Source organism: Variovorax sp. DAIF25 (genome assembly GCF_050711835.1).
GTDB lineage: Bacteria > Pseudomonadota > Gammaproteobacteria > Burkholderiales > Burkholderiaceae_C > Variovorax.
Window position 1 is genome coordinate 1626283 of the sequence record NZ_CP136637.1, and the last position, 26331, is coordinate 1652613.

The following is a 26331-nucleotide window of genomic DNA, read 5'->3' on the forward strand; positions in this document are numbered from 1 at the left end:
GCTGTAGCCGCGCGTTTCAGTGCGTCATCAGCACGGGAACCCGCGACTGCGCGAGCACGTCGCGCGTCACGCCGCCCGGCAGCTGCTCGTGCATGCGGGCATGGCCGTAGCCGCCCATCACGAGCAACTCGCTGCCCAGCGCCTCGGTGCGATCCAGCAGGGTGTCGGCGATGCGCAGCGACGTCACGGTTCGCTCGACATCGGCCCTCACGCCGTGCCGCGTCAGCCAGCCGCTCATCCCCGCGGGGTTCGGCGCAATCTCGGAATCGGCTTCGCCTTCGCCTTCGCGCGAGAGCGAAATCAGCGTGACACGCGCAGCCTTGCGCGGCAGCGGCATGGCGCGGTGCAGCGACAACGACGCCTCGCGGCTCCCATCCCAGGCCACGAAGACGCGGTCCAGTCCCGCCGCGATATGGCCCGTGCGCGGAACGATGAGCACGGGCCGTCCCGCCTCGAGCATCACATCCTCCGGCAAGCGGCGCTCCGCATCACCCACGGCCGCCGCCTCGTCCGCCTGCCCGACAATCACGAGGACGCCGGCCGCGCCTTCACTGCCAGCGCGTGAAGGCTCCTGTGCACGATCTTCCGGCATGCCGGTCGGCACGATGTCCATGAGGTGGCTGCGATGCCTCCTGGCGAGACGGGCCGCCAGACGAGTGCGGACCTCGCACCGCTCGATGTGGTCGAGGTGCACGGAGATGGTCGGAAGCGTCATCGTTTGGCTCGCTTTGCAGGGCTCTTGTGGCCGATGCGCGGCGGGCGCGCCCGCGGTGCCGTGGCAAGCGCCACGTGCAGGGTATGCAGCGCGTCGGTCACGACGGTCCGCCGGGAGTATGGGGCCCCGACGCTCGCACGATCTGCAGCGATGGTCGGCGTCACTGTGGCGGCGGTTGCCGGCGCGCGAGGCGTGCCGTCCGCGCCAGAGCCCCGCAGCGCCCTCACCGGCGCCATGGCCAGCGCCGGCCAGTCCTCGGCCCGCATGACGGCGTCCGCCTCGGCGCGGGTCAGCGCGATGCCGTCCTGCAGGATGCGCGATCCGACCGTCTCGAGCATCTCCAGCGAGTGCAGCCAGATGCCGAACTGCGCCTTGCACAGCGCCAGTGGAAAAGTCAGGTCGTTGCTCATGGTGTGTCCTCTCGCCCGGTAGGCGCCTGGACAGATGCTGAGGCCGCGATGCCCCGCCCCCCTTGCGCGGGATCAAGGCAACGCAAACCACGCTCACTGTATCGGTTGTTACCGGTTTGATCGCGGTCAACCTGGCGCGCGCCGGCATGCCCATACTGGAATTTCCCTCCACCCAGAAAGAGAAAGCGACTCGACATGGCCTTCACTCCTTTGCCGGCTGCTCCGGACGATTTCATGCTGCTCGATGCCTGGTGGCGTGCCGCCAACTATCTTTCGGTGGGTCAGATTTACCTGATGGACAACCCGCTGCTGCAAGAGAAGCTCGAGCTCTCGCACATCAAGCCGCGCCTGCTGGGGCATTGGGGCACGACGCCGGGCCTGAACTTCATCTACGCGCACATGAACCGCGCCATCAACACGCGGGATCTCGATGCAATCTTCATCGCAGGCCCGGGGCACGGCGGACCGGGCGTGGTGGCCAACACCTGGCTCGAAGGCACCTACAGCGAGGTTTATCCGGCGATCGGGCAGGACGCTGATGGCATGCGACGCCTGTTCACGCAGTTCTCGTTCCCCGGCGGCATTCCGAGCCACGTCGCCCCCGAGACGCCCGGCTCCATCCACGAGGGCGGCGAACTGGGCTACTCGCTACTGCACGCCTACGGCGCGGTCTTCGACAACCCCTCGCTGCTGGCCTGCTGCGTGATCGGCGACGGCGAGGCCGAGACCGGTGCGCTGGCTGCGAGCTGGCATTCCAACAAGTTCCTGAACGCGCAACGCGACGGCGCGGTGCTACCCATACTGCACCTCAACGGCTACAAGATCGCGGGCCCCACGGTGCTCGCGCGTATCCGCGAGGAAGAACTGACGCAGCTGCTGCGAGGCTACGGCCATGAACCATACTTCGTCGTGGGCGATCAGCCCGCCGAAATGCACAGGCAGATGGCGTCGGTGCTCGACACCGTGCTGGAGAGCATTCGCGCTATCCAGACGAACGCGCGCACCGAGGGCTTTCGCACGCGGCCGCGCTGGCCGATGATCGTGCTGCGATCTCCCAAGGGCTGGACCGGCCCGTGCCGGGTCGACGGGCTGCAGGTCGAAGGCACCTTTCGCGCGCACCAGGTGCCGCTGGCCGACTTCGCCTCGAAGCCGGACCACGTCGAACTGCTCGAGCAATGGCTGCGCAGTTACCGGCCCGAGGAGCTGTTCGATGCAAACGGCGCCTTGCGCCCCGAGATTGCCGCGCTCGCGCCTAAGGGCCGGCGCCGCATGAGCGCCAACCCGCACGCCAACGGCGGGCTGCTGTTGAAGGACCTGACGATGCCGCCCTTTCGCCCGCATGCCGTTCCGGTGGCAGCCCCGGGCGCCATCGATGCCGAGGCCACGCGCGTCGCGGGCAATTTCCTTCGCGACGTCATGCGGGCAAATGAACAGGAGCGCAACTTCCGGGTGATGGGGCCGGACGAAACCGCATCGAACCGGCTCACCGCTCTGTTCGAGGTGACCGGACGAACTACGACCGCCGAGGTATGGCCCGACGACGACCACCTCTCACCCGACGGCCGCGTCATGGAGGTGCTCAGCGAACACCTCTGCCAGGGCTGGCTGGAAGGTTACCTCCTGACGGGGCGCCACGGCCTCTTCTCGTGCTATGAGGCCTTCATCCACATCGTCGACTCGATGTTCAACCAGCATGCCAAATGGCTCAAGGTGTCGCGCGGTATCGGATGGCGGCGGTCGATCGCGTCGCTGAACTACCTGCTCACGAGCCACGTCTGGCGCCAGGACCACAACGGATTCAGCCACCAGGACCCGGGTTTTCTCGATCACGTGGTCAACAAGAAGGCCGAGGTCGTGCGCGTGTACCTGCCGCCGGACGCCAACACCCTGCTCTCGGTCACCGACCATTGCCTGCGCAGCCGCGACTACGTGAACGTGATCGTGGCCGGCAAGCAGCCCGCGCCCCAATGGCTGGACATCGATGCCGCGATGCGCCACTGCACTGCCGGCCTCGGCATCTGGGACTGGGCGAGCAACGACGAAAGCGGTGCGCCCGACGTGGTGATGGCCTGTGCTGGCGACGTTCCCACGCTGGAGACAATCGCGGCCGTCGGCCTGCTGCGCGAGAAGGTGCCTCAGCTGAAGGTGCGGGTGGTAAACGTGGTCGACCTGATGGCGCTGCAGTCTCCCTCCGCGCACCCCCACGGCATCGCGGACGAGGACTTCGACGCCATCTTCACCACCGACCGGCCCGTGATCTTCGCGTTCCACGGCTATCCCGCGCTGATCCACAGGATGATCTACAAGCGGCGCAACCACCTAGGCTTCCATGTCCACGGCTACTGCGAGGAAGGCACGACCACTACGCCCTTCGACATGACGGTTCTGAACCGGCTCGACCGCTTCCACTTGGCGGCCGACGCCATCTCTCGCACGCCGAGGCTTTGCGACAGCACGGGTCACATACAACAGCACCTGCGAGACAGGCTCCTGGAGCACCGGGCCTACATCACCCGCCATGGCAGGGATATGCCGGAGATCGAGAACTGGCGCTGGGCACGATAGCTACCGGCCGGAGGGACCCAATGCGCTGCTGCCGGCGCTGCTTGCGTGCTACGCTTATCTTGAGAAAGAATGTTTAAGAAATTCGTGCTCAATCTCCTTGCCAGCACATGAAACCTGCCCCACACATCGCAGTCCTCGACGACGAGGCTGACATCACGCTGCTGCTGGCCAACTACCTGCAGAGCCACGGCTTCCGCGTCACCCAGATCCACAACGGCCGCAGCCTCATCACGCTGATGGATTCCGACCCCGCAGACCTCGTGCTGCTCGATCTCGGCCTGCCTGGTGAAGACGGCTTTTCCATTGCGCGCCGCCTGCGGGATAGCTGGCGTTGCGGCCTCGTCATCGTCACCGGCCGGGGCGATGCGGTGGACAAGGTGGTGGGCCTCGAGGTGGGCGCCGACGACTACGTGACCAAGCCCTTCGACCTGCGCGAACTGGTCGCGCGGGTGAAGGCCGTACTGCGGCGCTTGACCCCGGAAACACCCGCATTCGCCGCCGGCGTTTCGGCGTCTCCCGACAAGCTGCGCTTCGCCGGCTGGCAGCTCGATACCGCCGCGCGCAACCTCAGGAGTCCGCAGGGCGAGGAAGTGGCCCTGACCGGCGGCGAATTCGACCTGTTGCAGGCCTTTGCCCGCCATCCCGGCCGCGTGCTGTCGCGCGACTTCCTGCTTGAGCAGACGCGCGGACGGGAGGCTGCACCCTTCGACCGTACGATCGACGTGCAGGTCGGCCGGCTGCGCAAGAAGATCGAGGCGGATGCGGACGATCCGCAACTCATCAAGTCGGTGCGAGGCGCGGGCTACATCCTGGTGCCACCGGTTTCCCATGGCTGACGCTGCGGACAACCCGCCCTTTCTGCCCGACGCGGTCGTCCCCGGCTCGCTCTCGGACTTCGACGAAGGCAGCGTGTTCCGCTCGCTCTTCGTCGCCTATCCGGATTCGCTCCTGGTGGTGGACCAGTTCGGCTCCATCATGCTCGCCAACCCCTCGGCGGCAGCACTGCTTGGCTATGCCGAAGACGAGCTTGCAGGCCTGAACGTCGACGTGCTGGTGCCCGACAGCATCCGCCCGCGCCATGCCTCCTACCGCGAGGCCTATGGCCGCGCTCCCCGGCCCCGCCCGATGGGCACGCACATGGAGCTGGTGGCCAAGCGCAAGGATGGCAGCGAGGTCATGGTCGAGATTGCGCTCAGCCCGCTCCAGAACCACGGATTGCCGTTCGTCGTGGCGGCCATCAGGGACATCGGCGCCTACCCTCGGGTGAAGCAGGCGCTGCAACGCGCCCGCTACAGCGAACACCTGGCCCAGCTCGGGCGCCTGGCGGTGGATACGCGCGACCTGCAGGTGGTGCTCCAGCATGTGCCGGGAATCATCACCACGGCCTTGCAGGTCGAAGTCGCAGTGGTGTGGCTGCTCGATAGCAACCGCCTGGAGTTCCGCGTGGCCAGCGGCGTTGGCCTGATCGACGGCGAGGAGATAGGCGCACGCATCGCCAACCGCCCCGACACCCCGCCGGGCTTCGTGTTCGCCCAGGGCCGGCCGGTCGTGGTGCCGGACTACGGCAAGGAAGACCGTTTCTCCGTGCCCCAGGCCTACCTTGACGCCGGCCTCGTCAGCGCGCTTGCCGTGCCGCTGTCGGATCGGGGGCGCGTGATCGGCATGCTGTCGGTCCGCTCGGAGGAGTCCAAGCGCTTCGGAGACGAGGAGGTGCGCTTCCTCGAATCGCTCTCCAACCTGCTTGCCACCAGCCTGCAGCGCATGCAGACCGAGGAGGCGCTCAACCATGCGCAGCGGCTCGAAAGCGTCGGTCAGCTCACGGGCGGCATCGCGCACGACTTCAACAATCTGCTGACCGTCATCCAGGGCAACCTCCAGGTCCTGGAGGAGTCCCCCGCCCTGTCGCAGAACAGCCATGTTCAACAGCTGCTGAGCGCCGCCACCCGCGCTTCGCGGCGCGGCGCGGAGCTCACCAGCAAGTTGCTTGCGTTTTCCCGCCGACAGGTGCTGCAACCGATCGCCGTCGATACGCAAACGCTGCTGCACTCACTGGCGGACATGCTGCGTCGCACGCTGGACCAGCGCATTCGCATAGAAATCGACACCGTGCCCGGCTGTCCGCCCGTGATGGCGGACCCGGGCCAGTTGGAATCGGCACTGCTCAACATCGCGATCAATGCGCGCGACGCCATGCCCGATGGTGGCACGCTTCGCTTTCGCACCGAACTGTGCAGTGCGTTGCCGCCGGCCCTGCGCAGCCAGCGCAACGACCCGGGCAACGATGCTGCCGCGTGCTTCGTCGCGATCTCCATCGCCGACAGTGGCACCGGCATGTCCGAGGAAGTGAAAGAACGTGCCTTCGAGCCCTTCTTCACGACCAAGGAGGTCGGCCGTGGCACCGGCCTGGGCCTGAGCACGGTGTACGGTTTCGTCAACCAGTCCAAGGGCGCAGTCTCGATCGACAGCAAGGTCGGACAGGGCACTATCGTGACGCTTTACCTGCCGCAGCTGGAAGAAGCCGCGGCCACATCCACCGATGAGGATGAACGCGCCGACGAGACAATTCCGCCCGGCTTGCGGGTAATGCTGGTGGAGGATGACGCAGAGGTCCGCAAAGTCGTGCGCACCTTCCTGACCACGCTGGGCTGCGAGGTCTTCGCTGCTGCCACGGCCGAACAGGCGTTGTCGGCGCTGGATGCGGGCGTCGGGCCCTTGGATCTGCTGCTGAGCGACATCGCCTTGGGCGCCGGTATGCGTGGCACGCGGCTTGCCTCCGAGGTGCAACAACGCTTTCCGCACATGGCAGTGCTGTTGATGTCAGGCTTCTCGTCGGAACTTCTCGATGCCGACCGCGAAGTGCCACAGAGCTGGGAATTGCTGCGCAAGCCATATGCGCGCTCCGAACTCGCGCGGGCCATGGCGAAGGTGTTGGCCGGCCGCGCCTGAGCGCGCAGATGTGGTGCGCTCTTACTGAAGAATCGCGGGCGCGGGTGCCAGGCAGCGTTGGACAAAGGCCGACAGCGCGCCCACATCGGGAATCTGCACGTCGCGGCGTCCTTTCGTGGTGAAGCCAATGACGTTGTCGCGTGCCAGCCGCGAAAGCGCACGGCTCACGCTCTCGAGCGTCATTCCCAGGTAGTTGCCGATCTCCGCACGCGTCATGCGCAGGGTGATCTCGTCGGTGCGCATGCCTCGCTCGGCCAGCGTCTCGGCCCAGTAGCGCAGGAAGTCGGCCACGCGCGCATCGGCCGGCAGCGTGCAGACTGACATCAGCGAATCCCGATCGTGTGCGATCTCGCGGCTCATGGCAGCATGCAGCACCTGCAGCAAGGCGGGATTCGCCGCGCAGGCGACCAGCACTGCCTCGTATGACACGACCCAGATTTCTCCGGTGTCCATGGCCACGGCATCGCACGAATAGCGTCCGCTGGCAATGCCGTCGAAACCGAGCCAGTCGCCACGGAACTTAAGTCCCACCACCTGCTCGCGCCCGTCGGCCGAAAGATTCATGATCTTGAAGAAGCCCGAGTTCAGGATGTAGAGGTTGCCGAAGCGCTCGCCCGCCTGGTAGATCGTGTCGCCCGTGTGTACGACGCGACGCTGCGGCTTGAGCTGTTCACCGAGGAGCTTCAGCGTGTCGGCGGTGCTTTGCCCCATGCACTCCCGGTCGATGCCGAACGGAACTGGGGTGGGCGAAACTGCAGCGGGCATCGAGGGTGTGACGGTGTTGAGCATCTGGGACTCCTAGGTGGTCTGTCGCGTGTCGATAGATGGATGCTAGGAAGCCATCGGCAACGCAACGACAACGGCCAGAATCGGTGAGTAACGCTCGGTGAATGCAATGTGTCCGGCGTGTATCAGCGGCGCGCGGCGTGCAGCAGATCACATTTGCATGCCCCTGCTCCTTGACCTGCATCAAGTCCGGGGCCTCCGGCGCACTTAGCCTCGCAAGGTCACATATGACCATTGCCATGCCCTTCTCCCAGCAGACCTGCGCCCTCGAGGCCGTGCCGTCATCGCTCTCGCCCCTGGAGGTGACGAGCCTGCTGTGTCGCGCCCGGTTGCTCCAGCGCTCGGCGCTGGACGGGAGTATTCCCCGGCTGCTGCGTGGCAAGAACCTGGGGCTGCTGTGTGACGCCGCACCGGACGAATCGCAGGCGCTGTTCCGCAGCGCGGCCGAGGAACTGGGGGCACACGTGGCCGTCATGCGTCCAGGTCTTTCGCTCGCGAGCGCGCCGCAAGAGGTACAGGACACCGCCCGCATGCTCGGCCGCCTCTACGACGCCGTGGAATGCCAGGGCCTCGACCCCGCGCTTGTGCAGCGCATCGGCCAGCACGCTGGCATACCCGTATTCAACGGAGCCGCCATGAAAGCCCATCCTGTCGACCGGCTCGCCGAACTGCTCGGCGACCAGACCCCTCTGGCCGACAACCGGCGCTTCGTGCTCCAGGCCCTGCTGCTCGACGCCATCGCCTGAGCGCGGCGACCGCACGTGCCGCGCGCTCCTTGATCCAGCGCAATACAGGCCTGGTGCCCGCTTCCTACAGTGGATCCCACGGTTGTCGCCGATCCCGCGCGCCGACCGCCCCTTCGTCCATCCACTGCAAGGAATTCCCATGAAGACCGATACCAAATTGCGCGACGACATCCAGGCCGAACTGGCATGGGCACCTGACGTCAAGTCCTCCGACATCGGCGTCATCGTCAAGGACGGCGTGGTCACTCTCACCGGCCATCTCGCACACTACGCCGAGAAGTACGCCATCGAGCGCGCGGTGCAACGCGTGCATGGCGTCAAGGCACTGGCGGTGGAGCTGACGGTCAAGCTGCCCTTCGACAACCAGCGCACCGACGCCGACATCGCCCTGGCGGCCGAGCGCGCGCTCGAGTGGAACGTGCTCGTGCCGGACGGCAAGATCCGCCCCATGGCGGAAAAAGGCTGGCTGACGCTCACCGGCGAGGTCGAGTTGGAATACCAGCGCAGCGCCGCCGAGATCGCCGTGCGCAACCTGATGGGCGTGACCGGCGTGTCGAACCTCGTGAAGGTCAAGCCCAAGGTGACGCCTGCTGACGTCGAGAAGAAGATCCACGAGGCGCTCTCGCGCCAGGCCGAGCGCGAAGCCAACAAACTCTCCATCACGGTCGACGGCTCGCAGGTCACGCTGCGTGGCACGGTTCACTCCTGGACCGAGCGCGACGCGGTGCAAGGTGCCGCATGGGCCACGCCGGGCGTCTCGGTGGTGGTGAACGACCTGCTCGTGGACGCCTGAGCATGCGTGTCGCGCTCGTCACGGGCGGCACCTGCGGCATCGGCGCAGCCACGGCCGAGGCGCTGCAGGCCGCGGGCTACCGCGTGGCGGCGAACTTCGTCAGCCACGCCGAGGCCGCGCAGGCCTTCGCCGCCCGCACCGGCATCCCCACCTTCGGCTGGAACGTCGCGGATTTCGACGCCTGCCGGGCCGGCGTCGCGCGCGTGGAGGCCGAACTCGGCCCCATCGACGTTCTGGTCAACAACGCCGGCATCACGCGCGATGCCATGCTCCACAAGATGAGCATCGCGCAATGGCGCGAGGTGCTAGAGGTGAACCTCGGCGGCTGCTTCAACATGTGCCATGCCGCGATCGGCGGCATGCGCGAGCGGCGCTTCGGCCGCATTGTGAACATGGGTTCGGTCAATGGCCAGTCCGGTCAGGCTGGCCAGGCCAACTACGCGGCGACAAAGGCCGGCCTCGTCGGCTTCACCAAGTCGCTCGCGCTCGAAGGCGCCTCGCACAATATCACTGCTAACGTGGTGGCCCCGGGATACACCGACACCGCCATGGTGGGAGCGGTCGCGCCGGAGGTGATGGCGCGCATCCTGGCGACCATCCCGGCCGGGCGTCTGGCCACGCCGGCGGAGATCGCGCGCGGGGTGGTGTTTCTCGTCGCCGACGAATCGGGCTTCGTCAACGGCATCACGCTGCCGATCAACGGCGGCAAGTACATGGCCTGAAGCGGCAACGCCCGAAGCCATCGTTCCAGCGAGACCGTCCATGCACACGACCTCCACCTCCCCGACTCCCGCCGACTTCGCGGCTTCCGCCGTGGTCGCGCCGAGCATGCGCGTCATGATGCTGAGCGCCCCGCTGCTGCCGCTGGAGATGGAGTGGCGCAACATTCCGGAGCCCGGCCCCGGCGAATTGCGTCTGCGCGTGCTGGCCTGTGCCGTCTGCCGCACCGATCTGCACATCGTCGACGGTGAATTGCGGCTGCCTGTGCTGCCGATCGTGCCCGGCCACGAGATCGTGGGCGTCGTGGAGGCGATCGGCTCGGGGGGGACGGGCTATCGCCTGGGCGACCGCGTGGGCGTGCCCTGGCTGGGCCACAGTTGCGGCTGCTGCGCCTACTGCACGAGCGGCCACGAGAACCTTTGCGATGCGCCACGCTTCACCGGCTACCACCGCGACGGCGGTTTTGCGAGCCACGTGATCGCCGAGGCCGCGTTCTGCCTTCCGCTGGACATGCCCGAGGCCGATGCGGTCCGCATCGCGCCCCTGCTCTGCGCGGGATTGATCGGCTGGCGCAGCCTGAAGGCAGCCGGTGAAGATGCGCAACGGCTGGGCATCTTCGGTTTCGGCGCCGCGGCGCATCTGGTGACACAGGCCGCCATCGCCCAGGGCCGCAAGGTTTTTGCATTCACCCGGCCCGCGGACCGTGCGACGCAGGCGTTCGCGCGCAGCCTCGGCGCAGCGTGGGCCGGCGGCTCGAACGAGCGACCGCCGCAGCCGCTGGATGCGGCCATCATCTTCGCGCCCGCCGGCGAACTGGTACCGGCCGCGCTGCGCGTCGTGGGCAAGGGTGGCCGCGTGGTGTGCGGCGGCATCCAGATGAGCAACATCCCCGCATTTCCCTACCGGCTGCTCTGGGAAGAGCGCGATCTAGTTTCGGTGGCGAACCTCACACGTGCCGATGCGAAGGAGTTTCTCGATTTCGTTCGGGAGCATCCGCTGCAGGTGCACGCGAAGACCTATCCGCTCGCGCAGGCCAACGAAGCACTGGCCGACCTGCGCGCTGGTCGTATCGAGGGCGCTGCGGTGCTTGTGCCCTGACGAAGCCAGCACACGGCGGGTTTCAGAGTTCGTGCGACTCCCGGTATTCGGGCACGATGCACAGCCAGCCATGCCGCTCCTCGATGGCCAGCCGCAGGGCATCGGCAGCCGCCGGCTCTCAATGGGTCACGAACACCCGGCGTGGTGCCCGCTGGGCATCGAGCCAGGCGATCAGGCCGTCGCGGTCGGCATGGGCAGACAGGCTCTCGAGGCTTGCGACCTCGGCGCGCACCGGTACGTAGGCGCCGTGGATCTTGACCGCGTCGGCGCCGGCCACCATGGCTGCCCCCGCGCATACCGGCAGCCTGGAAACCGGTGAACAGGATCCTGTTCCTGGAGTTCGGGCGCGTAGGCCTTCAGGTGATGCAGCACCCGCCCGCCCGTCGCCATGCCGCTGGCCGACACGATGATCGAAGGAAAGCCCAGCGTGTTCAGCCGCCGCGATTCCTCGATCGTGTTGACGATGATGGTCTGTCCCTGCATCGCCGCGCACTGTCCGGCGCTCAGCCGGTGCTCGTCCATGTGCTTGCGGAAGATGCGCGTGGCGTCTGCTGCCATGGGGCTGTTCAGGTAGACAGGGATGCCAGAAATGCGGCGCGCCTGCTTGAGCAGCTGGATGCAATGCAGCAGCGTCTGCGCACGGCCCACCGCGAAGGCCGGGATCACCATGATGCCGCCGCGCGCGGCCGTGCGGTTGATCACTCCTACCAGCTCGGCCAGCGTGTCCATGGCGGGGTGCGTGCGGTCACCGTAGGTCGATTCCATCACCACGTAGTCCGCCGGTTCCACGGCCTCGGGCGGACGCATCAGCAGGTCATCGCTGCGCCCCAGGTCGCCCGAGAACTGGATGCTCGATGTTTCCCAGCCCACTCGCAGGCTGCCGGCGCCGAGGATGTGCCCCGCCCTGCGGAGCTGCCAGGACCAACGCGGCCACGGGGAGAATTCCTGGCCGAACGGGACAACGTCGAAGCGCCTGAGGGCCGCGCGCGTCCTGCTCGGTGTAAAGCGGCAGCGCCGGCTTGTGCTTCGAATGTCCGTGGCGGTTGGCGAAGTCGGCGTCTTCTTCCTGCAGGCGGCCCGAGTCGGGCAGCAGCAGTTCGCAGAGTTCGCGGGTGGCCGCGCTGCAGTACACCTTGCCCTTGAAGCCGAGCTGCACCAAGCGCGGCACGAAGCCGCTGTGGTCCATGTGCGCATGCGTCAGAAGCACGGCATCGATACCGGCGGGGTCGACCTGCAGATCGTCCCAGTTGCGAAGGCGCAGTTGCTTCAGCCCCTGGAAGAGCCCCAATCGACCAGCAGTCGCCGGCCTTCGTGCGCCAGCAGGTATTTCGAGCCGGTGACAGTACCGGTGCCGCCGAGGAAATCGATGCGCAGGGTGCGCCTCAGTGCGACATCAGCACAGGCAGCGTCATCCACTGGAGCATGGACAGCGTGGCACCGCCCATCACCCACTCGCGGGCTCTGCTGTGGCCGTAGCAGCCCATCACCAGCAGGTCAGAACTCAGGTCGGAGGCAAGGGACAGCAGCTTGTTGCCGACATCGTCGTCGTTGTCCCCCGCGGGGTGCAGGGCCATGTTCTGGACGCCCTGTGCCCGCAGGTAGTTCTGCAGGCTCTGTAGCGACGTCTCCGCGCCCTCGCCGTAGGCCACGGCGTGCACACGCGCCGCCTGGCGCAGCCACGGCAGCGCGGCGGTCACGGCACGCGCGGATTCACGGGTTTCCTTCCAGGCCACCAGCACGTTGCGGCCGATGGGTCCGATGGGGCCCGCATATGGCAGCACCAGCGCCGGGCGGCCGCTCTGCACCAGCACGCTGGGCAGGAAATCGCCGGGCAGTTCGCCGTCCATCGGGTCGTTGCGGTCGCGCTGGCCGAGGATCAGCAGGTCGGCATAGAGGGCTCGCCGCCCGAATCTCCATGGGCCGTCGCTTTCCGGCTCGATCCAGCGCAGGCGCTGGGAGCCCGCGCTGTGCGTCATGAAAGTGGCGTACATCTTGTCGCGCGCGTCCTTGTCGATCTCCTGCATGATCGCGACCGCTTCCGCCGCGGCCTCGATCGCATAGGGGTAGCGCATGAGCGCGGACAGAGTGCACGGCTGGGCGGTCACTTCGGCATCGAAAGTCTCGGCGAGCTGGCGGGCCAGCTTGATGCGCTCCGCCGTACGGACCGAACCGTCGAGGTGAAGCAGGATGGATTTCGGGGTCTGCATGAGGGCTCCTTGGGTTGGCGGGACGTGGTGCCACGACCTTAGGCACCGTCGTCGCGCGCGGCCTTGCGCTGCATCAACCGCCCGCGAGCATTGCCCCCAAAGGCGCCGAGGCTTGATACGGCGCAAGGCCGTGCCGGTGATACGTACCTAGTCTCGGGCCTCCTACCACTGCTCATGCCGTCATGGCATCTCCGCACCCGACGCCGCGTGGCTCGGCCTCATTCACCCGCTTACCAAGGGCACTGCACCATGACATCTTTCCAACAAGCCTGCATCGTCGGCAGCGGCATCGGCGCCCTGTCCGCTGCCGTGCTGCTGATCCGTGACGCCGGAATGCCCGGATCGCGCATCCGCATTCTCGAAGAAGCGCAGACACCAGGCGGCGCGCTCGATGGCACCGGCAATGCCGCTCAAGGCTATGTGACACGCGGAGGACGCATGTTCACCGACGAGACATATACCTGTCTCTGGAACGTACTGCAGAGCATTCCTGCGCTCAGTTCAACGGGCCGCACAGTGCGCGACGAGATCCAGGCCTTCAATGCGATGTGGCGCTCCGACGCGCACGCCCGTCTGATCGACCGGGATCGCCGCATCCTCGACGCCAGCGACCTGGGCTTCAACTTCCAGGACCGCGTGGAACTGATGCGCCTGCTCGCCACGCCGGAACGCGCATTGGGCACCAGGCGCATCGAGGAATGCTTTTCCGCGCACTTCCTCGACACCCATTTCTGGGCCATGTGGCGCACGACATTCGCGTTCCAGAACTGGCACAGCGCGGTCGAGCTGAAGCGCTACATGCTGCGCTTCCTGCAGGAGTTGCCGCGCATCCACACACTGGGTGGCGTGCGGCGCACAGAGTTCAACCAGTACGACTCCATCGTGCGTCCGATGGTGACCTGGCTGCTGGACCGCGGGGTGCGGTTCGAGTACGGCATACGCGTGTTAGATGCGGACTTTGCCAGCAGCTCCGACGGCCTGCGGCTCGAGACCCTGCACTGCGTGAAGGAAGGCCAGCCACTGACGTATCGCATCGGCGCGGAAGAATGTGCCTTCATCACCATCGGCTCAATGACCGCCGATTCACGCAACGGCACCGACCAGCAGGCGCCTGAACTCGTGCGCAACCGGAGCGACGGGGCCTGGACTCTGTGGCGCAGTATGGCGCACAAGGCGCCGGGCCTCGGCCGGCCGGAGACCTTCTGCGGCAACGTGGACGAGAGCAAGTGGGAGTCGTTCACGCTCACGATGCGCAACCCGTTGCTGATCCGACGCATCCAGGCGTTCTCTGGCAATCCGCCCGGCACCGGCGGGCTCATGACCTTCAAGGATTCGAGCTGGCTGATGTCGATCGTGGTGCCGCACGCGCCGCACTTCGAGGACCAGCCCGGGGGCATCTACACGCTATGGGGCTATGGACTGCTCGTCGACATCCAGGGCAACCACGTCGACAGGACGATGGCCCAGGCCAGCGGCCAGGAAATTCTCACGGAGCTGATGCATCACCTTGGCTTCGAGGACATCCTCGAAGAGGTACGACGCACCACGACCGTGGTGCCCGTGATGATGCCCTACATCACCAGCGAGTTCGCATGCCGCAGCGCATCGGACCGACCGCCTGTCATCCCGGCCGGAGCGAAGAACTTCGCCCTGCTGGGCCAGTATGTGGAGATCCCCGAGGACGTCGTCTTCACGGTCGAATACTCGGTGCGCGGCGCAATGTATGGGGTCTACGGACTCATGGGCCTAGACCTCGAGGTGCCACCCATCTACCACGGCATCGCCGATCCGAAGGTGGCGCTCGCGAGCCTGGGCACGCTGATCGGTTGACTCGATCCGAGGTTTGATCCACCTCAACCTCTGCCTTCGTTCGGGCGACCAAGATTCTTCTCCATCCGCTCAAGGGAGAAAGTCACATGCTTTTCCTGTCGAAGAATGTCGGAATCCTTGACCGCCTGCTTCGCGTCTGCGCGGGCTTGCTGCTGATCGTGCTTGCAGCCAAGGGACTCATCGGGTTCTGGGGCTACATCGGCGTGGTGCCGCTGCTGACGGGTGTGGTGGGCAATTGCCCGGCCTACCCCCTCTTCGGCGTCAGCACCTGCTCCCACAACGAGCGCTGAGCGTTGGATGCGCCTGCATCGCCGCGTCATGAGGAATCGGATGTCTGTCTATCTGCTGCTGTTTATCGTGCTGTGCGCGGTGCTCGGCATCGCCGTTCTGTGGCTCGTGTTCCAGCTTTTCATCAAGTGGATCACTCTGGACTGAGCTTCTCGGAGATGGATCGATGTGCATGAACCTTCTCCGCGGACTCGCCACTGCGCAGCTGCCTTGCGCGGAGGCCGATCCCGCGATGATCGACCGGCTGCGAATCCTCGAAGCCGCCGGCCAGGTCGAGGCGCTGATTCCTCCCGCCCGCGCGGACTTCGATGACCGCCTGCGCCAGGATGCAGCCACCATGGTCAGCATCACGCCTACAGGAAGGAAGACCCCTGCCGCCGATGCTCCCCCGGAGGAGCCATCGCGGTTCATCGGCACCAGGCGTCGATCTGGCGAATGAGATCCAACCACAGGGCATGCACCGCCGCGGCGGCCAGCAGCACGCCGGCCGCCCTCGCCCCCCAGGCCTGGCATCCTCCGGAACTGGCCAGACGCAAACGCTGCCAGAGCCATGGCCCGGCAACCAGCGAAACGCCGCTGCCTATCGCGAACAGCGCCATCAGCGTCGCACCTTGCAACGGCCCGTTGCCCAGCCCCGCCAGCATCAGCGCCGAATAGAGCAGCCCGCAGGGCAGCGCAACCCACAGCAGCCCGGTCGCGAGCACGCCCAGCCACGTGCCGCCGGCATGGGGTCGAAGGCGCGATTCGAGCGAGCGGCCGATGCGCTGTGCCCACAACGGCTGCCGCCCCGTGACGGCCAGCATCGCGCCCCACGTGAACACGAACACGTGCAGCAGCACCCAAAGCGGCCGCAGCGCGGCAACGTGGGTGCTGGCCAGCGCCAGGCTGTCGACGCTGGCGGCAGCGATGGCACCCGCCGCCGCGTAGCTCGAGATACGTCCCAGATGGAAGGCGCCGGGTGCCGCGAGTGCTGGCATCGCACCCTGCTGCCCCACCGTCGCGAGTGGCAAGATCCGGATCACCGCCGATGAAGCGGCACCGCACATCGCAACGCAATGCGGCCCGCCGGCAAGGCCCATGAGAAGCGCGGCACCGGCGAGCGCGAGCTGCATGGTCACACCACGCGGGAAAAGCGCGTGCGGTTCGCGCGGCAGTACAGGTCGAACATCATGGCAACCGCGCGCACCAGGAACCAGCCCTGCTCGGTGACGACGAGGTCGTGATCACTCAACCGCACCAGGCCGTTGGCGACCAGCGGCCCGAGCGCCGCGAACTCGACAGCGAAGTAGCGCCGAAAGTCGATGGCGAACGCATCGCCCATGGCGTTGAAGTCGAGCCTGCCGCGGCACATCAGCGCCATGATGACCTCGCGCCGGAGCAAGTCGTCGCGCGACAGCGCAAGGCCCCGCACCACGGGAAGGCGCCCCTGGTCGAGCAGGTCGCAGTATTCGTCGAGGCTCTTGGCGTTCTGGCTGTAGGTCGAGCCGACACGGCCGATGCCCGAGACACCGAGTGCGATCAGGTCGCCCTCGGGCCGGGTTCCATAGCCCTGGAAGTCACGCTGCAGCCGCCCTTCCCTCTTGGCGATCGCGAGCGGGTCGTCAGGCAGTGCGAAATGGTCCATGCCGATGTAGACATAGCCGGCCTCGGCGAGCCGCGCGATCGCGCCCGCGAGCATGCGCACTCGCGCGGCGGCGTCCGGAAGTTCCTCGGCCGCGATGCGACGCTGCGGCTTGAAGCGCTCGGGCAGGTGCGCATAAGCGTAGAGCGCGACCCGGTCGGGCCGCAGCTCCCGCAGCTGCGCCAGCGTGCGCTCGAAGGAGGCGTCGTTCTGCCGTGGCAGGCCATAGATCAGGTCCACGTTGATCGATTCGAAGCCGAGCGCGCGCGCCGCATCCATCAGCGCAAAGACCTGCTGCGCCGGCTGGATGCGATGCACGGCCTGCTGCACGGCGGGGTCGAAGTCCTGCACGCCGAAACTCAGGCGGTTGAAGCCCAGTGCGGCCAGGTTCGCGAGGCGCTGCACGTCGACCGTGCGCGGATCGATCTCTATGGAGCGCTCGCCGCCCGGCACGAAGGCGAAGGAGCGGTGCAGCATCGCCATGAGCTCGCCGAGTTCAGAGTCATCCAGGAAGGTGGGAGAGCCGCCGCCGAGATGCAGATGGCCAACGGTGGCGCCGCGCCCCAACTGCGCCGCCTGGAGCTCCACCTCGCGCCTCAGATAGGCAAGATACTGCCGGCCGCGCTCGCGGTGACGGGTGACGATCTTGTTGCAGGCGCAGTAATAGCACAGCGACTCGCAGAACGGGATGTGGACATAGAGCGACAGCGGCGGCGCGCCCGCGCCCGCCTCGCGCCGGCGGCACAGCGCCCGCGCGTAGTCGTCGGCTCCGAATGCCTCGACGAAGCGGTCGGCGGTGGGATAGGAGGTGTAGCGCGGCCCGGGAACGTCGAATTGCCGCAGCAGATCGATGGGAAGCGGGGCCTGTCCGGGGGCAGGGGCGAGAGCGGCATAAGTCATTGCGAGGGTGTCCGCAGGGGGACGTCGGAAAGGTCCACAACGGACGGCCTGGCGAGCAGTGCCGTGCAGGCGCTCGAGGCCGCGGCCATCAGCCAGAAGACGAAGAAAGCCGCCGTGTAGATGCCCTGACGCGACATGCGCAGCGCGTCGGCGCCGCAGAACGTGTTGACCGGATCGACGAGCGCGAACACCAGCACCTCCATGCAGCAGGCCACCAGGAAGGATGGCCACAGGACGCCAGCGAGCTGGCGCAGCCCGTTCATGGCGCGACCTTCTGGGGCGAAGGGGCCGGCAGGTCGTCCACCGGCGTCATCGCATGGTTGCGGCCAGCCAGCGCGGGCAGGAGCTTCTTCGCAGCCAGGGTCTTGTTGATCTCGACGCCTTCGCGGTAGTAATCCTCGGACACCAGTGCGTCCGGGCTGCGCCAGGCCAGCCAGAAGGTTGCAAAGCTCGCGACCATCACGGCCACCGGACCGCCGATCACCATCCAGAGCAGTGGATAGCGCCACCAGGCCTCTGCTGCCTGTTCGTTCGCCGTGGCTGTCGTCGTTGTCGTTGCTGTGTTCATTTCAACCTTTCAGCGCGGCACCAGGAAGGCCGCCTTTTCCGAAACCTGCGTTCCGCTGTCCTCGTCGCGGATGCGGAAATGCACCGTGTGCGAACCGGCGGGCACAGTGCCGTAGGGGACCTGCAACCGCACCGCAACCCAGCGCGACTCGGCCGCATCGACCGTCACCGGCTCGTCGGGCGAGACGCCGAGGCCATCCAGCCCGTCGGCGGCGATGCGGTAGTGCCGCGGCTTCTCGGTGGCGTTCATGATCTGGAGCCGGTAGACGTTCTCGAGCCGCCCGCCCTCGGCAATGCGGGCCAGCGAAGCGCGGTCGCGCACCACGTCGACCTTGAATGGCGTACGCACGACAAGGCTGGCCAGCAGTCCGATCACAAGTACCGCCAGGATCGTCGTGTAGACCAGCACGCGTGGCCGGAGCACACGCCGCAACAATTGCCGGCGCGACCAGCCGGCCTCCATGCCGTTCTGCGTGTCGTAGCGGATCAGCCGTGGCGGGTAGGCCATCTTCTGCATGACGGTGTCGCAGGCATCCACGCAAAGTCCGCAGCCGATGCATTCGTACTGCAGGCCCTGGCGGATGTCGATGCCGGTCGGGCACACCTGCACGCACAGGCCGCAGTCGATGCAGTCGCCCAGCGCCAGCGTGCGCGGGTCGTGGCCCTTGCGGCGAGGCGCGCGCGGCTCGCCGCGTCCCGGGTCGTAGGTGACGATGAGCGTGTCGCGGTCGAACATGGCGCTCTGGAAGCGCGCATAGGGGCACATGTACTTGCAGACCTGCTCGCGCATGAAGCCGGCATTGCCATAGGTGGCAAAGCCGTAGAAGAAGACCCAGAACACCTCCCATGAGCCCATCTGCGTCTGCAGGAAGGCCATGCCCAGTTCGCGGATAGGCGTGAAGTAACCCACGAAGGTAAAGCCGGTCCACAGCGCGATGCCGATCCAGACGAGGTGCTTGAACCACTTCTTCACCAGCTTCTCGAGCGACATCGGTTCGACGTCCAGCCGCATGCGTGCGGTGCGGTTGCCCTCGATCTTGTGCTCGACCCACATGAAGATCTCGGTGTAGACCGTCTGCGGGCAGACGTAGCCGCACCACAGCCGCCCGGCCACCGCAGTAAACAGGAAGAGCGACAGCGCGCTGATGACCAGCAGGCCCGAGAGATAGATCAGATCCTGCGGGTACAGCACCAGCCCGAAGATGTAGAAGCGACGCGCGGCCAGGTCGAACAGCACCATCTGCCGCCCACCCCACTCCACCCACGGCAGGCCGTAGAACAGCAGCTGGGTGAGAAAGACCATGGCCCAGCGCCAGCGCGCGAACAGGCCGCGCACGCTGCGGGGGTAGATCTTCTTCGTGGCCTCGTAAAGGCCGACCTCCTCGCTACCTGCGCTGACTATGGGAACGATCTTCCGGGTCATTGCGCCGATCTCAGGTTTCAGGGCGTGGTTGCGGCCGTGCTAGTGTTGTTGGAGAGTCCCCAGACGTACGAGGCGAGCATCCGGATCTGCGCTTCCGTGAGGCGACCTTCCTGCGCTGGCATCTCGTTTTGCTTGCCCGTGTTGATCATCTGGATGATCGCGGACTCGCCGTAGCCGTGAAGCCACACCTTGTCGCTGAGATTGGGGGCGCCCAAGGCCTGATTGCCAACGCCACCGATGCCGTGGCAGGCCGCACAGGCCGTGAACTTCGACTTTCCGAGGCCGGCGCGCACCGAATCGTGCGGTTCGCCTGCCAGGCTCAGCACGTAGTTGGCGACGTTCTTCACGTCGTCGGTGGTGCCGACGGCTGCGGCCATCGGCGGCATCATGCCGACGCGGCCCTTGGTGATGCTCTCGACGATCTTCTCCGGCGTGCCGCCGTGCAGCCAGTCCTTGTCGGTCAGGTTGGGAAAGCCCTTGCTGCCACGCGCGTCGGAGCCGTGGCACTGGGCGCAGTTGTTCATGAAGAGCCGCTCGCCGATGGCCTTGGCCTGCGGGTCCTTCGCGACCTCTTCGACGGGCATGGTGGCATATCTTGCGTAGACAGGCGCGAGCTCCTGCATGGCCCTTGCCACCTCCGCCTCGTACTCGCCGCGCGAACTCCAGTCAGACTGGCCGCGAAAACTCCCCAGGCCCGGAAAGACTGCGAGGTAGCCCAGTCCGAAGACGATGGTCAGCACGAACAGGCCGACCCACCACATGGGCAGCGGATTGTTGGCCTCGCGCAGGTCTTCGTCCCACACGTGGCCGGTGGTGTTGTCGGCACTGGCCGCGACGCGCTTGCGGGCTGTGAGCCACAGCAGAATCACGCAGCCGAGGATGCTCAGCAGCGAGACCACCGCCACGTAGTCCGACCAGAAACGGTTGATGAAATCGCTCACCGTGCTTCTCCCTTCAGTCCTGCTCGAAAGGCAGCCGGGCCGCTTCCTGGAAGCGCGACGCGTTGCGACGCGAGTACGCCCAGATCACGATGCCGACGAAGAGCGCGAAGCAGACGACTGTGGCGGTGATGCGCAGTGTTGTGAGGTCGATCATGGTTGGTTCCTTTGCCGCCTTGCTTACTTGAGGGCCAGGCCCAGCGACTGCAGGTAGGCCACCGTGGCTTCCATCTCCGTCTTGCCTCGGACTTCTGCCGTAGCTCCGGCGATCTGCTCATCGGTGTATGGCACGCCGACGCGCCGCAGCGCGCGCATGTGGGCCGGCAGCGCCTCGGCGTCGACAAGGGTCTTCTCCAGCCAGCTGTAGGCCGGCATGTTCGACTCGGGCACGACGTCGCGCGGGTTGTTCAGGTGGATGCGGTGCCACTCGTCGCTGTACTTGCCGCCCACGCGGTGCAGGTCAGGCCCGGTGCGCTTGCTGCCCCACTGGAACGGGTGGTCGTAGACGAACTCACCCGCCACCGAGTAGTGGCCGTAGCGCAGCGTCTCCGAGCGGAAGGGGCGGATCATCTGCGAGTGGCAGTTGTAGCAACCCTCGCGCAGGTAGACGTCGCGCCCGGCGAGCTGCAGCGGCGTGAGTGGCTTGACGCCCTGCACCGCTTCGGTGGTCGACTTCTGGAAGAACAGCGGCACGATCTCTACGAGGCCGCCCACGGCCACCACGACGAGGATCAGCACGATCATCAGCAGGTTGTTGGTCTCGATCTTCTCGTGCGTGAAGCCGCTGGAGCTGGAACTCGAGCCGGAGGTTTTCTGGTTCATCGTGCGTCCTCAGGCATGGGCCACGGCGGGGGGCGGGATCTCGGCGCGCACCGCGAGGCCGGAGATGACGGTCATCCAGACGTTCCAGGCCATCAGCAGCATCCCGCTGAGGTAGAGAACGCCGCCGATCACGCGCACCAGGTAGAACGGGAAGGTGGCCTTCACGCTCTCCACGAAGGTGTAGGTGAGCGTGCCGTCGGGGTTGATGGAGCGCCACATCAGGCCCTGCATCACGCCGGCGATCCACATCGCCGCGATGTACAGCACGATGCCGACGGTGGCGATCCAGAAATGCGCCTCGATGGCCTTCGTGCTGTACATGGCGGTACGGCCGTACATGCGTGGGATCAGGTAGTAGAGCGAGCCCATGGTGATGAAGCCCACCCAGCCGAGCGCGCCGGAGTGCACATGGCCGACGGTCCAGTCGGTGTAGTGGCTCAGGGCGTTGACGGTCTTGATGGACATCATCGGCCCCTCGAAAGTCGACATGCCGTAGAACGACAGCGCCACGATCAGGAAGCGCAGGATCGGGTCGGTGCGCAACTTGTGCCAGGCGCCCGAGAGCGTCATCACTCCGTTGATCATGCCGCCCCAGCTCGGCGCCAGCAGGATCAAAGAGAACACCATGCCGAGCGACTGGGTCCAGTCGGGCAGTGCTGTGTAGTGCAGGTGGTGCGGGCCCGCCCACATGTAGGTGAAGATCAGTGCCCAGAAGTGCACGATGGACAGCCGGTACGAATACACCGGCCTGCCTGCCTGCTTTGGGATGTAGTAGTACATCATCCCGAGAAAGCCCGCCGTGAGGAAGAAGCCGACGGCGTTATGGCCGTACCACCACTGCACCATCGCGTCTTGCACGCCGGCGTAGGCTGAGTAGCTCTTCATCCAGCCCGCCGGAATCTCAGCGCTGTTGACAATGTGCAGCAACGCCACCGCAATGATGAAAGAGCCGAAGAACCAGTTGGCCACGTAGATGTGGCGCACCTTGCGCATGCCGATGGTGCCGAAGAACACGACGGCGTAGGCCATCCAGACCACCGCGATCAGCAGGTCGATGGGCCACTCCAGCTCGGCGTATTCCTTGCCGCTGGTGTAGCCCATGGGCAGGCTGATGGCGGCAGCCAAGATCACCGCCTGCCAGCCCCAGAAGACGAAGGACGCGAGCTTGGGTGCGAAGAGCCGCACCTGGCAGGTGCGCTGGACCACGTGGAAGCTTGTGGCCATCAGCGCGCAGCCACCGAACGCGAAGATAACTGCGTTGGTGTGCAGTGGCCGCAAGCGCCCGTAGCTGAGCCATGGAACGCCAAGATTGAGTTCGGGCCATGTCAGCTGTGAGGCAATGACCACGCCCACCAGCATGCCGACCACGCCCCACACCACGGACATCAGCGCAAATTGCCGCACGACTGTGTCGTCGTATTCCACGGCGGGTGTTATCGGTGCTTGCATCATCGTGCCCTTGATTGAGTTGCGGGCAGTTTCCGCGCGGGGCCGCTTTCGAGGCTTGATCCAAATCAATCGACGTGCAGGATGCGTTCACCCTCTGCGTCGACATCGTCAAACTGGCCGCGCTCGATAGCCCACCATAGCCCACCGAGAATCGCGAGCACCAGCACGACTGACAGCGGGATGAGGAGGAAAAGAATTTCCATCAGGCCTTCGCTTGACGCGCTAGTGCGAGTCTTGAGGCGTTCAGCAGCACTGCAAGGGAGCTCGCTGCCATGCCAAGTCCTGCAAGCCACGCCGGGAGCCAACCCCCGATCGCGACGGGAACGCAAATGGCGTTGTACCCTGCCGCCCAGGCCAGGTTTTGCCTGATCACTTGCAGCGTGCGTCGCGCTTGTGCGATCGCGTCGGGGATCTTGATCAGCTCATCGCCCAGGACGACGAAGTCGGCTTTTGCACGCGACATCGGAACCGACTCACCAAACGCGAACGACGCATCGGCGCGAGCGAGGCTTGGTCCGTCGTTCAAGCCGTCACCGATCATGGCCACGCGCCTGCCCTCGGCCTGTAGACGCCAGAGGACATTGAGCTTTTCTTCCGGCGTACATTCACCTTGCACCGCTGCGATACCCGCACGCGCTGCCGCCCTTCGCGCGGAAGCGTCCTGATCTCCCGACAGCATGCGTACCGAAATGCCCTGGCGCTTCAAGGCAGCGACGGCTTGCGCTGCATCAGCGCGCAGGTTCTCGGACAGAACGAAGCTTGCCATCCACCCTTGGTCATCAGTCAGATGGATCTGCATTCCATCGATCTGCAGCGGCTGCACGGTGCAAAACGTCGCCGATCCGAGCCGTGTCTTGATCTCGGGATTTGGAGAAAAATTTGAGTTCGCGCGCCGACGACTGGCTTGCACACCCTGCCCCGCCATCTCGAGCGTTCCGGACAGCTCCCACTGCGGTGGATTTCGGAACTGAGCTGACCATGCATTTACCAAGGCCCTGGCGGCGGGATGCAGAGAAAGGCTACCCAGGGCCGCGCCAATCTCCAGTGCGTCGCCAGGGAGAAGCCCTCGGCGACAGTACACACGCTCCAGCCGAGGCGTGTCGGTGGTCAGTGTGCCGGTCTTGTCGAAAACGACAGTGTCTACGCCCGCCAACGTCTCCAGGGATTGCAGGTTGGCCGTCAGTACTCCAGCACGCGCCAAGGCACCCGCGCTTGCCAACATGGCTGCGGGCGTGGCAAGGGACAATGCGCACGGACAGGTGACGACCAACACGGATACAGCCACCATCAATGCCTTGCCTGGACCATCGGACCACCACAACGCGGCAGCGACAGCGGCTGATACCAGTACCCCCCACAAAAACGGATATGCGAATCGATCGGCCAAGCGGGCGAGCCGCGGCTTCTCAAGCGCCGCACGTTCCATAAGCCGCACGATGTTTGCAAAGCGCGTTTCCGCTCCCACACGCTCCACACGCATTTTCACTGGCGCAGAAATGTTATGACTGCCCGCAAGCACGCGGTCTCCGCGCCCGCGTGGAACCGGACGCGACTCGCCGGAAAGCAACGCCTCATCTGCGCTGGTGACGCCGTCGACCAGCAGGCCATCGGCCGGAAAGGCTTCGCCAGGCCACACTCGCACGATATCGCCTACCACAAGCCGTCGAGGTGACACACGCTGCCATCGCTCATCGCCGCTCAAGCGTTCAACGCAGTCCGGCAATCGGTGCAGCAGCGCGTCGAGCGCGCCGGCAGTCCGCGTCTTGAGCTTCGCCTCGAGCCAGCGGCCCGTGAGAAGGAAGAAGACAAACATCGTCAGCGAATCGAAATAGACTTCCTGGCCCCAGGAGCCATTCGGGTCAAAAGTCGCGGCCGTGCTGACGACGAATGTGATTGCCACGCCAAAGGCGACTGGGAGCTCCATGCTGATCCGTCCCGCTCGCAGGTCGCGCCAGGCACTGCGAAAAAACGGACCGCAGCAGAAAAGCATCACGGGTAGCGTGAGAACCCAAGATGCCCAGCGCAGCAGTTCCAGCGCGTCCGATGACATCTCGCCGGGCCTCGCGATGTATGCCGGGTAGGCATACATCATGACTTGCATCATGCACAAGCCCGATACCAGCCACCGCCACAGGGCGGTGCGCAGTTCACGCGCATTCTCACCGTGTACCGATGTTGGGCTTGCTGGCAGCAATGGATAGCCGGCCGCGGCGCAAGCCTCGAACCAAACAGAAGGTTTGGTAACGGTAGACACCCATACGATGCGCGCTCTTCGGCTGGCCGGATTGACCTGGGCTTCGAGCACACCCGGTAGTGCACGAAGCACGGCTTCGACGCTGAATCCACACGCGGTGCAACGCATGCCGCCGACCATGACTTGTGAGGTCCAGCGATCGTCCTTCGGATCGATCGCAACCCTGTCGCTGAATTCGGTCCATTCCTGCTGATCGTCGAGCGCCTCCCATGCCTGAGAGGTCTTGATCAAGACCTCGGAGTTGATGGGCAGAGAGGCGATGCTGGCTTGCATCATTCAAGACTAGAGGCTCTGCAATGCGTGCGAGTTGATCTGGATCAAGCCGTGTGCGAGAAGTGCCCCCTAGGCTCGAGTACAACTCTCCCTTTCGCATCTATCGTGTTCCAACGCATACTTGTCGCGACCGACGGCTCTCCCTTATCGAAGAAAGCCGTGTCACGCGCCGTTGAGATGGCGGCACAAGGCAATGCCGATCTCGTCGTACTGCATGTCATCCCCCGCTATCCGCAAAGCTTTCTTGAGGGCGCAGCCACTTTCTCGGCGGAAGAGATTGGCAGGATCGAGAAGCAGTGGGCAGAAAAAGCGCAGGGAATGCTGGATTCCATCGCCAGTCAAGCAAGCGACAAAGGCGTGGTCGCCAAGACAGTCGCGATGAGTTCCGATCTGGTCGCGGAATCCATCATCGCTACCGCGCGCAAGCACCGCAGCGACTTGATCGTCATGGCGTCGCACGGGCGCAGGGGTTTGCAGCGCCTGCTGCTCGGCAGCGAGACTCAACAGGTCTTGACTCAGACGACCGTGCCGGTACTCGTACTGCGCTGATGGCGCATCCAGCGAGGTGGCCTGGAGATCGAGGCTGCTGGAGGCGAGCGCTTCAGCGCCATTCAACGCGGTAAAACGGGTCAAACGCTGGTGGTATGCACCTTCGCGTGCTTCTCCGCTTGGGCGCACGGCAACCACACCCGACGTTGAGCGTGAACGGAAAGTCCATTGCAGAAACAACGAGGCCTGGTCTCCCTCACGATATTCGGCGATTCCTGCTTCCCGGGTTCATCGCGGAGCACACCGCATACGGCTGCTCCCCTTGCTCCGTCGACGCGGATGAACTGAGCTCGGCTCAAGACCGTTGACGCGAAGGCTGCATGCCTCCAGCAGTCGAAGGCCGGTGCTCACAATCGGCGTTTCGCCGAACCCATCCATGAGTGCTGCCATCCAATCATTGTGCGGACTGGCGCATCGCGACGCCATACCAG

27 protein-coding genes and 1 pseudogene are annotated in these 26331 nt (G+C 65.6%); 12 read left to right on the top strand and 16 right to left on the bottom strand.

What is annotated here, in order from left to right:
* Positions 1-16 precede the first annotated feature (16 nt).
* A complete protein-coding gene (locus tag R0232_RS41795) occupies positions 17-715 on the bottom strand; it encodes a universal stress protein (RefSeq protein WP_431513259.1) in 699 nt (232 codons plus the stop codon).
* Complete coding sequence (locus R0232_RS41800; RefSeq protein WP_431513260.1) at positions 712-1125, bottom strand: hypothetical protein; 414 nt, start codon at positions 1123-1125, stop codon at positions 712-714. The genes R0232_RS41795 and R0232_RS41800 overlap by 4 nt, the downstream gene beginning before the upstream one ends.
* Positions 1126-1320: 195 nt before the next feature.
* Between R0232_RS41800 and R0232_RS41805 the strand changes: the two genes are divergently transcribed.
* The 3 genes from R0232_RS41805 (at position 1321) to R0232_RS41815 (ending at position 6636) form a co-directional block, all read left to right on the top strand.
* Positions 1321-3690, top strand: coding sequence for a phosphoketolase family protein (locus R0232_RS41805; protein ID WP_431513261.1), 2370 nt, complete (start codon positions 1321-1323; stop codon positions 3688-3690).
* A gap of 107 nt (positions 3691-3797) precedes the next feature.
* A complete protein-coding gene (locus R0232_RS41810) occupies positions 3798-4526 on the top strand; it encodes a winged helix-turn-helix domain-containing protein (protein ID WP_431513262.1) in 729 nt (242 codons plus the stop codon).
* Positions 4519-6636, top strand: a complete 2118-nt coding sequence (locus R0232_RS41815; protein ID WP_431513263.1) for a PAS domain S-box protein — start codon at positions 4519-4521, stop codon at positions 6634-6636. Before R0232_RS41810 ends, R0232_RS41815 begins: the two co-directional genes overlap by 8 nt.
* A gap of 21 nt (positions 6637-6657) precedes the next feature.
* Here the strand turns inward: R0232_RS41815 and R0232_RS41820 are convergent, their stop codons facing one another.
* Positions 6658-7425 carry a Crp/Fnr family transcriptional regulator gene (locus R0232_RS41820; RefSeq protein ID WP_431513264.1) on the bottom strand — a complete coding sequence of 256 codons (768 nt, stop codon included), beginning with the start codon at positions 7423-7425 and terminating at the stop codon, positions 6658-6660.
* 236 nt (positions 7426-7661) lie between these two features.
* Here R0232_RS41820 and R0232_RS41825 point away from each other — a divergent pair, with 236 nt between their 5' ends.
* The 4 genes from R0232_RS41825 (at position 7662) to R0232_RS41840 (ending at position 10779) form a co-directional block, all read left to right on the top strand.
* Positions 7662-8168 carry an ornithine carbamoyltransferase gene (locus R0232_RS41825; RefSeq protein WP_431513265.1) on the top strand — a complete coding sequence of 169 codons (507 nt, stop codon included), beginning with the start codon at positions 7662-7664 and terminating at the stop codon, positions 8166-8168.
* A 139-nt stretch (positions 8169-8307) separates the two neighbouring features.
* Positions 8308-8961 (top strand): BON domain-containing protein, encoded by a 654-nt coding sequence (locus R0232_RS41830; RefSeq protein WP_431513266.1) that lies wholly within the window; start codon positions 8308-8310, stop codon positions 8959-8961.
* Positions 8962-8963: 2 nt separating this feature from the next.
* A complete protein-coding gene (phbB, locus tag R0232_RS41835) occupies positions 8964-9683 on the top strand; it encodes an acetoacetyl-CoA reductase (protein ID WP_431513267.1) in 720 nt (239 codons plus the stop codon).
* 106 nt (positions 9684-9789) lie between these two features.
* Positions 9790-10779 carry a zinc-dependent alcohol dehydrogenase family protein gene (locus R0232_RS41840; protein WP_431514658.1) on the top strand — a complete coding sequence of 330 codons (990 nt, stop codon included), beginning with the start codon at positions 9790-9792 and terminating at the stop codon, positions 10777-10779.
* Positions 10780-10801: 22 nt separating this feature from the next.
* Here the strand turns inward: R0232_RS41840 and R0232_RS41845 are convergent.
* Both R0232_RS41845 and R0232_RS41850 read right to left on the bottom strand, forming a co-directional pair.
* Positions 10802-12153 (bottom strand): annotated as a pseudogene (locus R0232_RS41845) (MBL fold metallo-hydrolase RNA specificity domain-containing protein).
* An 8-nt stretch (positions 12154-12161) separates the two neighbouring features.
* Positions 12162-12986, bottom strand: a complete 825-nt coding sequence (locus tag R0232_RS41850) for a universal stress protein (protein ID WP_431513268.1) — start codon at positions 12984-12986, stop codon at positions 12162-12164.
* A gap of 249 nt (positions 12987-13235) precedes the next feature.
* Between R0232_RS41850 and R0232_RS41855 the strand changes: the two genes are divergently transcribed.
* From R0232_RS41855 to R0232_RS41870, 4 genes are all read left to right on the top strand, one after another.
* A complete protein-coding gene (locus tag R0232_RS41855) occupies positions 13236-14816 on the top strand; it encodes an oleate hydratase (RefSeq protein ID WP_431513269.1) in 1581 nt (526 codons plus the stop codon).
* 86 nt (positions 14817-14902) lie between these two features.
* Positions 14903-15106: a YgaP family membrane protein gene (locus tag R0232_RS41860; protein WP_431513270.1), complete on the top strand. Its 204-nt coding sequence runs from the start codon at positions 14903-14905 to the stop codon at positions 15104-15106.
* Positions 15107-15113: 7 nt separating this feature from the next.
* On the top strand, positions 15114-15251 hold the full coding sequence (locus tag R0232_RS41865; RefSeq protein ID WP_431513271.1) for a hypothetical protein: 138 nt from the start codon (positions 15114-15116) through the stop codon (positions 15249-15251).
* Positions 15252-15276: 25 nt separating this feature from the next.
* Complete coding sequence (locus tag R0232_RS41870) at positions 15277-15543, top strand: hypothetical protein (protein WP_431513272.1); 267 nt, start codon at positions 15277-15279, stop codon at positions 15541-15543.
* On the opposite strand, the gene R0232_RS41875 is transcribed toward R0232_RS41870, so the two are convergent.
* The 11 genes from R0232_RS41875 to R0232_RS41925 form a co-directional block, all read right to left on the bottom strand.
* On the bottom strand, positions 15512-16216 hold the full coding sequence (locus R0232_RS41875) for a sulfite exporter TauE/SafE family protein (protein WP_431513273.1): 705 nt from the start codon (positions 16214-16216) through the stop codon (positions 15512-15514). The genes R0232_RS41870 and R0232_RS41875 overlap by 32 nt on opposite strands.
* Positions 16217-16218: 2 nt before the next feature.
* A complete protein-coding gene (hemN, locus tag R0232_RS41880; RefSeq protein ID WP_431513274.1) occupies positions 16219-17625 on the bottom strand; it encodes an oxygen-independent coproporphyrinogen III oxidase in 1407 nt (468 codons plus the stop codon).
* A complete protein-coding gene (locus tag R0232_RS41885) occupies positions 17622-17888 on the bottom strand; it encodes a hypothetical protein (RefSeq protein ID WP_431513275.1) in 267 nt (88 codons plus the stop codon). Before R0232_RS41885 ends, hemN begins: the two co-directional genes overlap by 4 nt.
* Positions 17885-18193, bottom strand: a complete 309-nt coding sequence (locus R0232_RS41890; RefSeq protein WP_431513276.1) for a FixH family protein — start codon at positions 18191-18193, stop codon at positions 17885-17887. The genes R0232_RS41885 and R0232_RS41890 overlap by 4 nt, the downstream gene beginning before the upstream one ends.
* A gap of 9 nt (positions 18194-18202) precedes the next feature.
* Positions 18203-19615, bottom strand: coding sequence for a cytochrome c oxidase accessory protein CcoG (ccoG, locus tag R0232_RS41895; RefSeq protein WP_431513277.1), 1413 nt, complete (start codon positions 19613-19615; stop codon positions 18203-18205).
* 17 nt (positions 19616-19632) lie between these two features.
* Positions 19633-20556, bottom strand: coding sequence for a cytochrome-c oxidase, cbb3-type subunit III (gene ccoP / locus R0232_RS41900; RefSeq protein ID WP_431513278.1), 924 nt, complete (start codon positions 20554-20556; stop codon positions 19633-19635).
* A 13-nt stretch (positions 20557-20569) separates the two neighbouring features.
* Positions 20570-20710 (bottom strand): cbb3-type cytochrome oxidase subunit 3, encoded by a 141-nt coding sequence (locus tag R0232_RS41905; protein WP_281081807.1) that lies wholly within the window; start codon positions 20708-20710, stop codon positions 20570-20572.
* 23 nt (positions 20711-20733) lie between these two features.
* A complete protein-coding gene (gene ccoO / locus R0232_RS41910; RefSeq protein ID WP_431513279.1) occupies positions 20734-21375 on the bottom strand; it encodes a cytochrome-c oxidase, cbb3-type subunit II in 642 nt (213 codons plus the stop codon).
* Positions 21376-21384: 9 nt separating this feature from the next.
* On the bottom strand, positions 21385-22824 hold the full coding sequence (ccoN, locus tag R0232_RS41915; RefSeq protein WP_431514659.1) for a cytochrome-c oxidase, cbb3-type subunit I: 1440 nt from the start codon (positions 22822-22824) through the stop codon (positions 21385-21387).
* Between the two features lie 65 nt (positions 22825-22889).
* Complete coding sequence (ccoS, locus tag R0232_RS41920; protein WP_203208236.1) at positions 22890-23027, bottom strand: cbb3-type cytochrome oxidase assembly protein CcoS; 138 nt, start codon at positions 23025-23027, stop codon at positions 22890-22892.
* Positions 23027-25351, bottom strand: a complete 2325-nt coding sequence (locus tag R0232_RS41925) for a heavy metal translocating P-type ATPase (protein ID WP_431513280.1) — start codon at positions 25349-25351, stop codon at positions 23027-23029. Before R0232_RS41925 ends, ccoS begins: the two co-directional genes overlap by 1 nt.
* 105 nt (positions 25352-25456) lie before the next feature.
* Here R0232_RS41925 and R0232_RS41930 point away from each other — a divergent pair, with 105 nt between their 5' ends.
* Positions 25457-25900 carry a universal stress protein gene (locus R0232_RS41930; RefSeq protein ID WP_431513281.1) on the top strand — a complete coding sequence of 148 codons (444 nt, stop codon included), beginning with the start codon at positions 25457-25459 and terminating at the stop codon, positions 25898-25900.
* Positions 25901-26331 lie beyond the last annotated feature (431 nt).